The sequence below is a fragment of the Pseudomonas sp. AU11447 genome, from assembly GCF_001672555.2.
GTDB lineage: Bacteria > Pseudomonadota > Gammaproteobacteria > Pseudomonadales > Pseudomonadaceae > Pseudomonas > Pseudomonas nitroreducens.
In genome coordinates this window covers 1-12,835 of record NZ_LZDG02000066.1, presented here as the reverse complement: position 1 = coordinate 12,835, position 12,835 = coordinate 1, and the positions used below count along the sequence as shown (strand labels likewise).

Annotated in this window: 14 protein-coding genes; 5 read left to right on the top strand and 9 right to left on the bottom strand. The window is 66.9% G+C overall.

Features of this window, described 5'->3' with window-relative positions; all coding sequences use genetic code 11:
• Position 1 precedes the first annotated feature (1 nt).
• Positions 2 to 895: a DMT family transporter gene (locus tag A6723_RS23530; protein ID WP_054910100.1), complete on the top strand. Its 894-nt coding sequence runs from the start codon at positions 2 to 4 to the stop codon at positions 893 to 895.
• Between the two features lie 148 nt (positions 896 to 1,043).
• On the opposite strand, the gene A6723_RS23525 is transcribed toward A6723_RS23530, so the two are convergent.
• Together A6723_RS23525 and A6723_RS23520 are read right to left on the bottom strand one after the other, a co-directional pair.
• Positions 1,044 to 2,018, bottom strand: a complete 975-nt coding sequence (locus tag A6723_RS23525) for a D-glycerate dehydrogenase (protein WP_054910099.1) — start codon at positions 2,016 to 2,018, stop codon at positions 1,044 to 1,046.
• 314 nt (positions 2,019 to 2,332) lie between these two features.
• Positions 2,333 to 3,268: a LysR family transcriptional regulator gene (locus A6723_RS23520; protein ID WP_017519048.1), complete on the bottom strand. Its 936-nt coding sequence runs from the start codon at positions 3,266 to 3,268 to the stop codon at positions 2,333 to 2,335.
• Positions 3,269 to 3,562: 294 nt separating this feature from the next.
• On the opposite strand from A6723_RS23520, the gene A6723_RS23515 reads away from it, so the two are divergent.
• Genes A6723_RS23515 through A6723_RS23500 form a run of 4 tightly spaced genes read left to right on the top strand, consistent with a single transcriptional unit; the run spans position 3,563 to position 8,386 of the window.
• Entirely contained in the window at positions 3,563 to 5,077 is a 1,515-nt protein-coding gene (locus A6723_RS23515) for an efflux transporter outer membrane subunit (protein ID WP_082450806.1), read from the top strand.
• 1 nt (position 5,078) lies between these two features.
• Positions 5,079 to 7,265 carry an FUSC family protein gene (locus tag A6723_RS23510; RefSeq protein WP_054910098.1) on the top strand — a complete coding sequence of 729 codons (2,187 nt, stop codon included), beginning with the start codon at positions 5,079 to 5,081 and terminating at the stop codon, positions 7,263 to 7,265.
• A gap of 1 nt (position 7,266) precedes the next feature.
• A complete protein-coding gene (locus A6723_RS23505) occupies positions 7,267 to 7,467 on the top strand; it encodes a DUF1656 domain-containing protein (protein WP_045211321.1) in 201 nt (66 codons plus the stop codon).
• Positions 7,468 to 7,480: 13 nt separating this feature from the next.
• Positions 7,481 to 8,386, top strand: coding sequence for an HlyD family secretion protein (locus tag A6723_RS23500; protein ID WP_054910097.1), 906 nt, complete (start codon positions 7,481 to 7,483; stop codon positions 8,384 to 8,386).
• Positions 8,387 to 8,576: 190 nt separating this feature from the next.
• Here the strand turns inward: A6723_RS23500 and A6723_RS23495 are convergent, their stop codons facing one another.
• The 7 genes from A6723_RS23495 to A6723_RS32200 all read right to left on the bottom strand — a co-directional run.
• The gene (locus tag A6723_RS23495) at positions 8,577 to 8,828 is read right to left on the bottom strand and encodes a hypothetical protein (RefSeq protein WP_054910096.1); all 252 of its coding nucleotides are present in this window, start codon (positions 8,826 to 8,828) and stop codon (positions 8,577 to 8,579) included.
• Positions 8,829 to 8,859: 31 nt separating this feature from the next.
• Complete coding sequence (locus tag A6723_RS23490; RefSeq protein ID WP_054910095.1) at positions 8,860 to 9,747, bottom strand: TIGR01459 family HAD-type hydrolase; 888 nt, start codon at positions 9,745 to 9,747, stop codon at positions 8,860 to 8,862.
• Between the two features lie 73 nt (positions 9,748 to 9,820).
• Positions 9,821 to 10,477: a dual specificity protein phosphatase family protein gene (locus A6723_RS23485; RefSeq protein WP_054910094.1), complete on the bottom strand. Its 657-nt coding sequence runs from the start codon at positions 10,475 to 10,477 to the stop codon at positions 9,821 to 9,823.
• Between the two features lie 85 nt (positions 10,478 to 10,562).
• On the bottom strand, positions 10,563 to 10,949 hold the full coding sequence (locus tag A6723_RS23480) for a hypothetical protein (protein ID WP_054910093.1): 387 nt from the start codon (positions 10,947 to 10,949) through the stop codon (positions 10,563 to 10,565).
• A complete protein-coding gene (locus tag A6723_RS23475; protein ID WP_054910092.1) occupies positions 10,949 to 11,779 on the bottom strand; it encodes an SDR family oxidoreductase in 831 nt (276 codons plus the stop codon). Before A6723_RS23475 ends, A6723_RS23480 begins: the two co-directional genes overlap by 1 nt.
• Before the next feature lie 61 nt (positions 11,780 to 11,840).
• Positions 11,841 to 12,305 (bottom strand): hypothetical protein, encoded by a 465-nt coding sequence (locus A6723_RS23470; RefSeq protein WP_054910091.1) that lies wholly within the window; start codon positions 12,303 to 12,305, stop codon positions 11,841 to 11,843.
• A 145-nt stretch (positions 12,306 to 12,450) separates the two neighbouring features.
• On the bottom strand, positions 12,451 to 12,835 hold a 385-nt coding region (locus A6723_RS32200; RefSeq protein WP_175405578.1), incomplete at its 5' end, for a hypothetical protein.

Genomic DNA, 12,835 nt, shown 5'->3' with positions numbered 1-12,835 from the left:
CATGAACCTCTCGCTCTACCTGCTCACGGTGCTCATCTGGGGCACCACCTGGATCGCCATCAAGCTGCAGGTCGGCGCCGTCGCCATTCCCCTGTCCATTGCCTACCGCTTCAGCCTGGCAGCGCTGGTGCTGTTCGCCCTGCTGCTGGTGTCGCGGCGGCTGCAACCGCTGGGCCGGCGCGGGCAGGCGATCTGCTTCGCCCAGGGGTTGTGCCTGTTCTGCGTGAACTTCCTGTGCTTCTACACCGCCAGCCAATGGGTGCCGAGTGGCCTGATCGCCGTGGTGTTCTCCACGGCGACGCTCTGGAATGCGCTGAATGCGCGAATCTTCTTCGGCCAGCGGATCGCGCCCAACGTGCTGGGCGGCGGTGCGTTCGGGCTGGTCGGCCTGGCGCTGTTGTTCTGGCCGGAGTTGTCCGGGCACCAGGCGACGCGGGAGACCTTCTACGGCCTGGGCCTGGCGCTGCTTGGCACCTTGTGTTTCTCGGCGGGCAACCTGCTGTCGAGCCTGCAGCAGAAGGCCGGGCTGCGGCCGCTGTCGACCAATGCCTGGGGCATGCTCTACGGCTCGCTGATCCTGCTGGGCATCTGCCTGGTACGGGGCGTCCCGCTGACCTTCGACAGCAGCCCGCAGTACGTCTGGTCGCTGCTGTACCTGGCGATTCCCGGCTCGGTGATCGGCTTTACCGCCTACCTGACACTGGTCGGGCGCATGGGCCCGGAGCGCGCGGCCTATTGCACCGTGCTGTTCCCGGTGGTGGCGCTGAACGTCTCGGCCTTCGCCGAAGGTTACCAGTGGAGCCTGCCGGCGTTGGCCGGGCTGGGGCTGGTGATGGCCGGCAACGTACTGGTGTTCCGCAAGCCGAGGCCGGTGCTGCAGCCGGCGCGGGCGTGATGGTTCATGATCGTGGCGGGCCCCGTTTGACCGCTAACGGGAAGCGCTGACGTAGGATGGGTGGAGCTTGCGATACCCATCAACGGTGTCCGCACGTTGATCGATGGGTATCGCAAGCTCCACCCATCCTACGAAGAGCTTCGCTGAGTCAGGCCTTCCACGACTGCGGGTTGACCAGGTTCTTCGGTCGCTCGCCACGCAGCGCCGCCTCGAAGTTGTCCAGCGCACATTCGGCCATGGCCTGGCGGGTTTCGTGGGTTGCCGAGCCGATGTGCGGCAGGGTCACGGCGTTGGGCAGGGTGAACAGCGGCGACTCGACCAGCGGTTCCTTCTCGTAGACGTCCAGGCCGGCGGCGAGGATGCGTTTCTCCTGCAGGGCTTCCACCAGCGCGGCTTCGTCGATCACCTGGCCACGGGCGATGTTGACCAGGATGCCGGTGGGCTTCATCAGTTCCAGTTCGCGCTTGCCGATCAGCTTGCGGGTCTTGTCCGATAGCGGCACCACCACGCAGACGAAATCCGCCTCGCCCAGCAGTTCATCGAAGCCGCAGAAGCGGGCGTTGAACTCCTGCTCCAGCGCCGGCTTGCGGCTGTTGCCGTGGTAGAGGATGTCCATGTTGAAGCCGAAGTGGCCGCGGCGGGCGATGGCTGCGCCGATGCGGCCCAGGCCGAGGATGCCGAGCTTCTTGCCGTGCACGTCGACGCCGAAATGCTGGGCGTCCACGGTGCGCTTCCACTGCCCGGCCTTGGTCCAGGCATCCAGTTCGGCGGTGCGCCGGGCGGCGGCCATGATCAGGGCGAAGCCGAGGTCGGCGGTGGTTTCGGTGAGTACGTCCGGGGTGTTGGTCAGCGGGATGCCGCGCTGGTTCAGGTAATCCAGGTCGTAGTTGTCGTAGCCCACCGAGACGCTGGAGATGACTTCCAGCTGCGTGGCCTGGGCCAGTTGCTTCTCGCCCAGCGGCCGACCGACGCCGATCATGCCGTGGGTTTCCGGCAGGGCCGCGGCAAGCTGCGCGTCGACGTCGCCCTGCTTGGGATCGAGCACGGTGACGTTGAATTGGCTGCGCAGGCGGTCGAGGTGTTCCGGGGCGAGGCGGCTGAAGACGAAGACGTTCTTTTTCATGGTGGTCGGACGGCTGGGAAGCGGAAAGGGGCTTTACCCTAACACTGGCGGACCAGAGCGGCGCAAGGCTTGCGTGCGTGATGGGCGGCTATCGAACGAGGCTCTTCGCAGGAGCGAACTTGCTCGCGAATCGCGTACTGCCGAAGCCACCGGGAAATCTGTTCGCGAGCCAGAACTGGGCGTCCCCCTCGCTCCTAGTAGGAGCAGGGCAGGTCGGCACGGGGGAAGAAGATGGGTTCGCGGGCAAGCTCACTGAACACCGGGGTAGGGAGTTACACAGTGAGCTTGCCCGCGAAACACGACGAAAAGGGTGGTCAGGGTCCCACATCGGCGAGGCCGGCGCCATCCGCCTGGAGCACGCCAGGGAGGTTCTCGCGCAGGTAGGCTACCCAGGTCTTGATCTTCGCGTCCAGGTACTGCCGCGACGGATACAGCGCGTAGACGTTGAGGATCTGCAGCTTGTAGTGCGGCAGCACGCGCACCAGCGAGCCATCGCGCAGACCGTCGATCGCCGAGTAGACGGGCAGGGCGCTGATGCCCATGCCGGAGCCGATGGCCTCGGTCATGGCGTCGCCGACATTCACCTGGAAGGGCGAGGGGCCGAGGGTGATCATTTCCTGGCCGTTGGGGCCGTCGAACAGCCATTTGTCCAGCGGCAGTACCGGGCTGATCAGGCGCAGGCAGTCGTGCTCCATCAGTTCGGTGGGTGTCTTCGGCGTGCCGCGCCGGGCCAGGTAGTCGGGCGAGGCGCAGAGGATGCTGTAGGTCTCGCCGATACGTTGGGACACCAGGCCCGAATCGGGCAGTTCCGAGGCGACCACGATGGCCACGTCGAAGCCTTCGTCGAGCAGGTCCGGCACGCGGTTGGCCATGGTCAGCTCGAAGGTCACGTCCGGATGCAACTGGCGATAGTTGGCGATGGCGCGGATCACGTAGTGCTGGCCGATGCCGGTCATCGAATGCACGCGCAGGCGGCCGGCGGGGCGGGCGTGGGCGTCGCTGGCCTCGGCCTCGGCTTCCTCGACGTAGGCGAGGATCTGCTCGCAGCGCAGCAGGTAGCGCTGGCCGGCCTCGGTCAGGGCGATGCGCCGGGTGGTGCGGTTGAGCAGGCGGGTCCGCAGGTGGGACTCCAGATTGGCGACCGCGCGGGATACGTAGGCGGTGGTGGTGTTCAACTGCTGCGCGGCGGCGGTGAAACTGCCGGTTTCCGCGACACAGGCGAACGCACGCATGGTCTGCAGTGTGTCCATTGGGGCCTCGTCAGTGGGGCGTCTGTCCCGGGTGGCGACGTCGATGCAGCGATACGTCGCCGCCGCCGGCATGTCCTTGATGGGTGGCAATGCGCGGAGCAGAGCGGGGGCGGCCTATTGTCACATGGATGACGACACACATTGTTTCATTATCGGTAATAAACAATCACAAAACAGCCGGCTTATCCGTTCCCTTTCCCGTCCCTAGAATTCAATCGCCGCAACTGGCTTTGCCGGCTCTCCACGCTTAAAAGCCCCACGCTGAAAAGCAAGACCACTTCCAGGACCTCCACCGTGTCGCGTCACCTCGTGAAAGGACTGACGTTCGTCGGCTCCTTTGTCATTTTTTCAACAATCGCCGGATGTATCAGCACCAACGGCATCGCCCCGCAGGAACAACGCCTGGGCGACACCGAGCTGGCCACCGACGCCGCCATCGCGCACGCCAACCAGGAAGCTGGCTGGCCCGCCGAGCAGTGGTGGCGCGCCTATGGCGATCCGCAGTTGAATAGCTGGGTGCAGACTGCGCTGGACGGCAGCCCGACCCTGGCCCAGGCCGAGGCGCGGGTGCGCATGGCCATGGCCATGGCTGGCGTCGCCGAGTCCGCCGAGTCGCCGCAGATCAGCGGCGATGCCTCGCTGACCCGCCACCGCTGGCCGACCGACTATTTCTACGGCCCGGGCGAACTGGCCGATACCACCACCTGGAACAACAACGCCGCCCTGGGCCTGAGCTACTCGCTCGACCTCTGGGGCCGCGAGCGCAGCAACACCGAGCGCTACGTCGACATCGCCAAGATGACCGCCGCCGAGGCGCGCGTGGCCCAGCTGGAGCTGGAGAGCAACATCGTCCGCGCCTACATCCAGCTGTCGCTGCAATACGCCGAGCTGGACATCGGCAAGGCCATGCTGGCCCAGCAACAGGGCATCCTCGCCCTGGCCCAGCGCCGCCTCGATGGCGGCATCGGCACGCATTTCGAAGTCAGCCAGGCGGAAGTCCCGCTGCCGGAGACCGAACGCAAGATCGAAGCGGTGGACGAGGAAATCCAGCTGACGCGCAACCAGCTCGCCGCCCTGGCCGGCAAAGGCCCCGGCGCCGGTGCCTCGATCCAGCGCCCGAGCCTCAAGCTCGCCGAAGGCCCCGGCCTGCCCAGCAAGCTGCCGATGGAGCTGCTCGGCCATCGCCCGGACGTGGTCGCCAGCCGCTGGAAAGTCGCTGCCCAGGCCAAGGGCGTGGACGTCGCCCGCGCCGAGTTCTACCCCAACGTCGACCTGGTCGCGAGCATCGGCTACAGCGCGGTCGGCGGCGGCATGCTGGAATTCCTCAATGCCGAGAAATTCACCTACGGCGTCGGCCCGGCCATCTCCCTGCCGATCTTCGACGGCGGTCGCCGCCGCTCGCAGCTGAGCCAGGAATCGGCGGGCTACGACGCCGCCGTGGCGCAGTACAACCAGACGCTGATCAACGCGCTCAAGGGCATCTCCGATCACCTGATCCGCATGCACTCCATGGAGCTGCAGCAAGGGTTCGCCGAGAAGTCCGTGGCGTCGGCCCAGCGCACCTACGACATCGCCACCAAGGCGTACCGTGGCGGCTTGACCGACTACCTCAACGTGCTCAACGCGCAGACCCGCCTGTTCCAGCAGCAACTGGTCGAACAGCAGGTTCGCGCCGCACGCCTGGCCACCCATGCCGGCCTTGTCGTCGCCCTCGGCGGCGGCCTGATGGACAAGCAGGAAGGCCCGAAAGAGCAGAAGATGGTCCCGGAAACCGTCGACGTCCGCGCGGCTCAGGGAGCCGGGCGCTGATATGGCGGCGAACGACTTCAGCGCCCATCCGACACCGCTCGACGCCCTGCGTCGCGCGCTGCTGGAGTGGGGCCGCAGCGACGGCGTCACCTGGGTGTACATCGCCAAGGTGCTGCTCGCCGCGCTGCTGACGCTGTGGCTGGCGATGCGCCTGGAACTGCCGCAGCCAAGCACGGCGACCATCACCGTGTTCATCGTCATGCAGCCGCAAAGCGGCCAGGTGTTCGCCAAGAGCTTCTACCGGATTCTCGGCAGTGTCGTCGGGTTGACCGTGATGGTCGCGCTGATCGCGATCTTCGCCCAGCAGCGCGAGCTGTTCCTGCTGGTCTCGGCGCTGTGGATCGGCCTGTGCACCGTCGGCGCCGCACGCTACCGCGACTTCCGCTCCTACGCCTGCGTGCTCGCCGGCTACACCGCCACGCTGATCGGCCTGCCTGCCACCCTGCACCCGGAAGCCGCGTTCATGTCGGCCATCTGGCGCGTGCTGGAAATCAGCCTGGGGATTCTCTGCTCCATGGTGGTCAGCGCCACGCTGTTCCCGCAGACCTCCAGCACGGCCATGCGCAGCGCGCTGTACCAGCGTTTTGGCGCTTTCGCCGGCTTTGTCCTGGACAACCTTGGCGGTGGTGATCGGAGCAGGTTCGAGGCATCCAACGTCGCCTTCGCTTCCCAGGCCGTGGGCCTGGAGGCGCTGCGCAGCGTTACCCGTTTCGAAGACCCGCACATGCGCCTGCGTTCCGGCCGCCTGTCGCGCCTGAACAACGAGTTCATGGTCCTCACCACCCGCTACCACGCGCTGCACCAGTTGCTGGCGCGGCTGCGGGCACAACAAGCGGATGCGGTGTTGCGCGCCTTGCAGCCGTGCCTGGACGAACTGGCCCAGGTACTCGCCCCGTGGCGCGGCCAGTCGGTCACCGACCGCGACGCCGAGCGCCTCGCCGCGCAGCTGGAAAGCCACCGCACGCGGATGATGCAACGCATCCGTTCCGGCCGCGCGCAGTTGCTGGACGAGCAGGATGATCCTGCCGCGCTGCTGGACTACAACACCGCCGGCGAGCTGCTCTACCGCCTGGCCGACGACCTCTACAACTACGCCCTGACCCACGCCTCCCTGGCCGCGCACAAGCACGAGCGGGAGAACTGGAAGCACGGCTTCTCGCCCAAGGCCAACCTGGTCGCCTCGCTGGTGGCGGGCGGGCGTACCGCGCTGATGGTGCTGGTGTTCGGCCTGTTCTGGATCGAGACCGCCTGGCCCAGCGGCAGCACCTTCGTGCTCAACGCCGCCGCCGTCGCCGCGCTGGTCTCGGCCGCGCCGGACCCGGCGAAGATGGCCATGCAGATGGCCGTGGGTACCTTCTTCGCGGCGATTCTCGGCTTCTCGGAAACCTTCTTCGTGTTCCCGCACCTGGACGGCTTCGCCCTGCTGGCCTTCGCCCTGGCGCCGGTGTTCGCGGCGGGCGCGTTCTTCTCGATCAAGCCCAAGTACGCCGGCTACGGCCTGGGCCTGCTGGTGTTCTTCAGCTTCGGTGCGATCCCGGCGAACCTCACCGTCTACGATCCGGGCCGCATGCTCAACGAGTACATCGCCCTGGTGCTGTCGCAGAGCCTGGCCGCCGTGGTCGCCGCAGTGATCATGCCGCCCACCAGTGCCTGGCTGTGGCGGCGCCTGGAGAAGGACCTGCGCCTGCGCGTGGTGGAAGCCATCAGCGGCAAGCTCGACGGCCTCGTCTCGTCCTTCGAGAGCGGCACCCGCGACCTGCTCAACCAGGCCTACGGCGTGGCCGCGCGCAGCCCGCAGATGCAGCGCCGCCTGCTGCGCTGGACCTTCGTGGTGCTGGAAATCGGCCACTCGATCATCGAACTGCGCGTCGAGCAGGAGAACCTGCCGAGCGAGCCCTGCTATGCCGAATCGACGCCCTGGCGGCAGTCGATCCGCGCCATGGGCCGTGCGCTGATCCGCCTGTTCGTCAAACCCTGCGAGGCCAACCGCGAGCGCGCCCTGGCCGCCGTGGAACAGGCCATCGATTGCGTGAAGACCACCGACGAGCCGCGCGCACCGGACTTCGAAAGCTCGCCGCTGCGCCGCGTACTCAGCTACCTGCACTTCATCCGCAGCAGCCTGCTCGACCCGCAGTCGCCGCTGCGCGATGGCGAAACCACTTCTGGAAGAACCACCCATGTTGCCTGACCTGCCCCGCGAGATCGCGTTCCACGGGGTCTACATGCCGACCCTGACCCTGATGTTCCTCGTTGCCGCAGTGATCTGCTGGGGCATCGACCGCATCCTCGCTTCCGTCGGCCTGTACCGCTACACCTGGCACCCGGCGCTGTTCCGCGTGTGCCTGTTCGCCTGCCTGTTCGGCGGGCTGTCCCTCACTATCTATAAGTAACGAGCGTGCACCCATGACTCTCAAATCCATCATCAGCCTGCTGGCGACCCTGATCATCCTGGCGGTCGCCGCGTTGATCGGCCGCGCCCTCTGGGTGAACTACATGGATACGCCCTGGACCCGCGACGGCCGGGTGCGCGCCGATATCATCAACGTCGCCGCCGACGTCTCCGGCGTGGTGGTCGACGTACCGGTGCGCGACAACCAGCAGGTGAAGAAAGGCGACCTGCTGATGCAGATCGACCCGGACCATTACCAGATCGCCGTGAAGCAGGCCGAAGCCCTGGTCGCCTCGCGCAAGGCCACCCTGCAGATGCGCCAGCTCAACGCCAAGCGCCGCCGCGCCATGGACGAGGAAGTGGTCTCCCGCGAGAGCCTGGACGACGCCAGCAACACCGCCGCCGCCTCCGAGGCCGACTACCAGCAGGCCCTGGCTGCGCTGGACGCGGCCAAGCTGAACCTGGAGCGCACCCAGGTGCGCGCCTCAGTGGACGGCTACGTGACCAACCTCAACGTGCACCGTGGCGACTACGCCCGCGTCGGCGAGGCGAAGATGGCGGTGGTCGACGAGAACTCCTACTGGATCTACGGCTACTTCGAAGAGACCAAGCTGCCGCACATCCGCGTCGGCGACCCTGCCGAGCTGCAACTGATGAGCGGCGAGCGCCTGAAGGGCCACGTCGAAAGCATCGCCCGCGCTATCTACGACCGCGACAACCCGGAAAGCCGCGAGCTGGTGGCCGACGTCAACCCGACCTTCAACTGGGTGCGCCTGGCCCAGCGCGTGCCGGTGCGCATCCACATCGATGACGTGCCGGATGGCGTGCTGCTGGCGGCGGGCATCACCGCCACCGTGATCGTCAACCCGCAGAGCCGCAACGCGGAACATTCCGACGGCGCGGCTGCGCCGGCGCAGTGATCTGATCCAATGAACGACAACGGGAGCTTCGGCTCCCGTTTTCGTTGGCGGCCAGATCGCGGCGCTCATACGGCGGCATGCATGTCGCGTAGGGCAGAGCCCAGGGGCTCTTCGTAGGAGCGAGCTTGCTCGCGAACGCCCCAACTCCGGTGCCATGCGGTTCGCGAGCAAGCTCGCTCCTACAAATGGTTCAGCCCTCGGCGTGCTCGCCCTGGCGGTTCTTGTAGCTGCCACGGATGTTCATGGCTGCCAGGCACAGCTGCAGGAGCACCAGCGCGTAGGCGTGGGCCGGCAGGCCCCAGGCGATCCATAGCGCGTTGCTGGCGAGGAATACCCAGAAGCCCACCTTGCGCCGCTTGCGGTCGCGGGAGCCGACCAGCCAGGCGGCGAGGACGGTGACCAGCATGGCGGGCCATTGCAGCAGGTCGATCAGTTCGTTCATGGCAGGTCGGATTCAGGCCGGTGTCCTGACGTCAGACCAGCCCTGGTGCGGCAAAGTGCGGACGAACTGGGTAGCCATCGAGCAATGCGTTGGTCTTTTCCGGGTCCAGTTCGCCATTGAACGGCACGCCCAGCGCCTGGCGGTGGATGCCGGTGGCGGCAAGCCAGAGGGTGTCGATACGCGCGGCCAGGGCGCCGGGGACGTCGGTCACCAGGGAGTCGCCGACGAACAGGATGTGTTTCGCGCCGCGCGCCTCCAACTGCCGCTGGGCGATGCGGAACGCGGAGGGATCGGGCTTGCCGTACCAGTGAACCTTGCCGCCTTCTTCCGCGAAGGCTTCAGCCAGGCGGCCGGCGCCGAACACCGTCTGGCCGCCGGAGACCACCACACGGTCGGGGTTCGCGCACAGGAACGGTTTTTCGGTGGCGCCACGCAGCGGGGCGAAGCGCTCTTCCAGTTCGTCCTGCGGGAAGCTGCCGACGCCGAGAATCATCGACGCAGCGTGGATGTCATCGCAGAAGCGTTCGCGGATGTCTGCCGGCCAGGTGGTCAGCGCATCGCCTACGCCGACGGTGTAGATGCCGCCGCGCTGGAATTCGCGTTCATGGGTGAAAGCGTCGATGGCCAGTTGGCCGGAGGTGGTGATGCTGGCGAACAGTTCGCGGGAGACACCCAGCCGTACCAGGGTGTCGGCCATCTCCGGGACGCTGCGCGAGGCGTTGCTGAGGAACCACACCGGCTTGCCTTCGGCGGCGCGGCGGGCGAGCCAGGCGAGGGCGCCGGGGAAGACATCGACGCCGTCGATCAGCACGCCCCAGAGGTCGAGCAGGAAGCCGTCGTAGTCGGCGCAGAAGGCATCCAGGCCGGCGTGGTCGATATAGCGGGTGTGGGTGACGGCGCTGAAACGGGAAACGGTCATGGCGAGCCTGTGAAACGGTAAAGGTGCGGATAAGCTACCGCACTCTCGCCGATTCGGTGTGACAGGCCGCCGATCAGTGCGCCGGATGCGGCGACCGCTCCTCGCCGAAGGTGTCCGCCAGCCAGCCCTTGAGCTGGCAGCCAGCAAAGGCCGAGGTGCTGCATTCGCCACTGGCCAGGGCCTGCTGCAACTGGCCGATGTCGGCCTTCTGCACATAGGCGATGGCATCCTGCATGTCATCCTCGGTGCCGAAGCCGCCCAGGGTCATTTCCTTGAGTGCGTCTTCCTTGCTCCAGCCCTGGATCACCGTGCGGTACATGGCCGCGAACAGGCCGGTACGATCGCGCCCGTGCTTGCAGTGCATCAGCACAGGGCCCTTTTGTTCGGCGCTCTGCAGGATACGCAGGACTTTCAGCACGTCGGCGTCATCGACGCGGTCGGCATGGGTCGGGAAGCTCACTGCCTCGATGTTCTGCTGGCCGATCCATTCACGGTCGTCGTCCTTGATGAAGCTCACCACGGTCTTCACCTGCAGGCGCTGCAATTCAGGCAGGTCGGTACTGCTGGGCAATGCGCTGCGGTAGAGCGTCGGCGACATCTGGTAGAGGTTGAACGACTGGTCCACAGGCTTCGCCCAGTCGGCCGGCGTCTCGCCGGCGGCCAGGGCGAGCGGGCCGAAAGTCAGCAGGGCGGCGGCGATGGCGCCACGAAGGGTGCGGGGCAGGGACATAGGGACTCCTCCAAGGTCTGCGTCACCTTAGGCGGGGTCGGGTCGTGCCCGGATGAAATGCAGGTGAAGAAAGCGTGAAGCCCGCTCAGCGTCTGTCGGACGGCAGGAAGCGCACCAGCACGCCGGGGCGGAAGAACCACCAGACGCACAGCGGATAGCACAGGTAATTGAGGAAATAGAGCAGCAGTGCTGCCGGGCTGGGCGTGTTCTTCCATGCCGCCATGCCCACCAGGATGGCGTAGAGCAGGGCCAGGCCGCCGCCATACAGGGCGGTCAGTCGCCAGCGTTCGCCGGTTTCCGCCAGTCGCTTGTGTCGGCGGGCGAACCAGAAGGCCATGGCGGCGGCAATCAGGGCGGCCACCAGCAGTGTCGCCGGCACGCCACCAACCCGCAGCAGGGCGCGCGCAACGACGTTGAGGAAGAAGGCGGCGAGTATGCCGGCGAGGGCGAGGTAGCGAACCTGATAGGCCATCAGAGTTGCCCGTCGAGGCCGAAACGCTTTTTCAGGACCTTGTCCAGCAGGCCGCTGGGCACCCAGCGCGAGAGCAGCGGCAGGGCCCGGCTGCCGTTACCGATGCGGACCAGGCGCGGACGTGGCGAGCGCTGCGCGGCGGCCAGCAGTTCACGGGCGAAATCGACGGCCGGGGTGGGCTTGTCCTGGGACGCGGCGGCGCGCGCCTGGATGAATTGGCGCAGCGGCCACCAGGCGGATTCCTCGCTGACCACCGCGGCCATCTCGCGGCTGGCGTTGGCGCCGAAGTTGGAGGCGATGGCGCCGGGCTGCACTTCCATCACCTCGACGCCGAAGGGCGCAAGCTCCAGGCGCAGTGCGTCATTCAGGGCATGGACGGCAGCTTTCGATGCGCAGTACGCGCCAGCGAAGGGCGTGACCAGCACGCCGGACACGCTGCCGATGTTCACCACCAGCCCGCGCCGGGCGCGCAGGGCGGGGAACAGCGCGCGGGTGACGCCGACCACGGCGAACACGTTGGTCTCGAACTGCCGGCGGATCGCCTGGCTGCCGCCGTCCAGCAACGGGCCCATGGCGCCGTAGCCGGCGTTGTTGATCAATACGTCCAGCCCTCCGACTTCGCGCAGCATCTGCTCGGCAAGGCGCTCCACGGCGGGTTCGTCATTGACGTCCAGGAGCACGCCACGAAAGCCCGCTTGGCCGAGGGCGGCGACGTCTTCATCGCGGCGGGCGGTGGCCCAGACCTGGTACCCGGCGGTCTGGAAGGCATCGGCAAGGGCGCGGCCGATACCGCTGGAGCAACCGGTGATGAGGGCGACGGGCTGGGGCATGGTCTGGCAGTCCTTGGGCTGTGGGCGGGACTACCGTACCGGATTGTGCGGGGCAGGTGAATCAGTTGCCGAAGCGGCCGTTCACCCGCTCGGCGCGGAACTCCAGGGTGCTGGCGCGATAGCCGGGGCGCAGCGGCGGCAGCGGCAGGCAGTCGTTCCAGCTGTCGCCGGCGAGCAGGGCGCCAGGGCCGCGATAGCGGGGAGCTTCGTAAAGGTTTTCGGCGAGGTCGGTGGTGTCGCCGGGGCGGTAGGCAGCGACCTTCCAGCGCAGTTCCAGGAGTGGATGGTTCGAGCCGTTCTTCAGGCTCACGGCCAGGGGGCGATCGGTCGGGCACTGGTCGGGCTGGTAGGCGATGCGCAGTTCCAGGTGCTGCAGTTGGCGGGCTTCGCTGTTGTCCTGCCAGATGGCGAAGGCGATCACACAGGCCAGCCCGACCAGGCCGGCGCCGGAGATCGGCAGGGCGCGGGAAGGGTAGCGGATCAGCAGGATGATCCAGGTGACGATCAGCAGGATGCCGTACAGCATGGAGTGCTCCGCAGGGATATCGAGCATTACCTTAGCAGGGTGTGAGACGACTCGGATTGATGCCGATCGGATCTTCGCAAGGGTGATCGGCCCGCTGCCGGCCGTGGCGAAGGGGGCGCTGCTGCGCCCCGCGCATTTCCCTGCATCAGTCCTGCTGGGTCAGCAGGTCCGGGCTCAGATGCGCTGCAAGCCAGGTACTCGAGGAGTTGTATGCGTTGGCTGCCCGATCACCGGTTTCCACGTTCTGCTGCGCGGCGGTGGAGGCCTGCCAGGGCAGGTCGTCCTGCGCATGCACCAGCACGTCCGCCAGCGATAGTTTCGAGGTGTTGCTGCTGCCGGCATTCACCAACAGAGCGCTGTCGACTTCCTGGGATGGCTGTGGCTCCACGATGGGAGTATCGATGATGGTGATCACAAAGGCAGCGGTTGGTTGGCTGGAATGGCCGTCGGCGTTCGTGGCGACGGCGGTGATGCTGTGGGTGTCCAGCGTCAGCGCTTGTGCGGGGGTGAAGCTCCAGGTGCCGTCGGGC

Coding starts and splice junctions, on each gene's coding strand:
- A6723_RS23485 (WP_054910094.1), bottom strand. CDS start 10,477: ATGTCCCTGCCCCGCACCCTTCGTGGCGCCATCGCCGCCGCCCTGCTG.
- A6723_RS23470 (WP_054910091.1), bottom strand. CDS start 12,305: ATGCTGTACGGCATCCTGCTGATCGTCACCTGGATCATCCTGCTGATC.
- A6723_RS23510 (WP_054910098.1), top strand. CDS start 5,079: ATGGCGGCGAACGACTTCAGCGCCCATCCGACACCGCTCGACGCCCTG.
- A6723_RS23475 (WP_054910092.1), bottom strand. CDS start 11,779: ATGCCCCAGCCCGTCGCCCTCATCACCGGTTGCTCCAGCGGTATCGGC.
- A6723_RS23500 (WP_054910097.1), top strand. CDS start 7,481: ATGACTCTCAAATCCATCATCAGCCTGCTGGCGACCCTGATCATCCTG.
- A6723_RS23490 (WP_054910095.1), bottom strand. CDS start 9,747: ATGACCGTTTCCCGTTTCAGCGCCGTCACCCACACCCGCTATATCGAC.
- A6723_RS23480 (WP_054910093.1), bottom strand. CDS start 10,949: ATGGCCTATCAGGTTCGCTACCTCGCCCTCGCCGGCATACTCGCCGCC.
- A6723_RS23495 (WP_054910096.1), bottom strand. CDS start 8,828: ATGAACGAACTGATCGACCTGCTGCAATGGCCCGCCATGCTGGTCACC.
- A6723_RS23520 (WP_017519048.1), bottom strand. CDS start 3,268: ATGGACACACTGCAGACCATGCGTGCGTTCGCCTGTGTCGCGGAAACC.
- A6723_RS23530 (WP_054910100.1), top strand. CDS start 2: ATGAACCTCTCGCTCTACCTGCTCACGGTGCTCATCTGGGGCACCACC.
- A6723_RS23525 (WP_054910099.1), bottom strand. CDS start 2,018: ATGAAAAAGAACGTCTTCGTCTTCAGCCGCCTCGCCCCGGAACACCTC.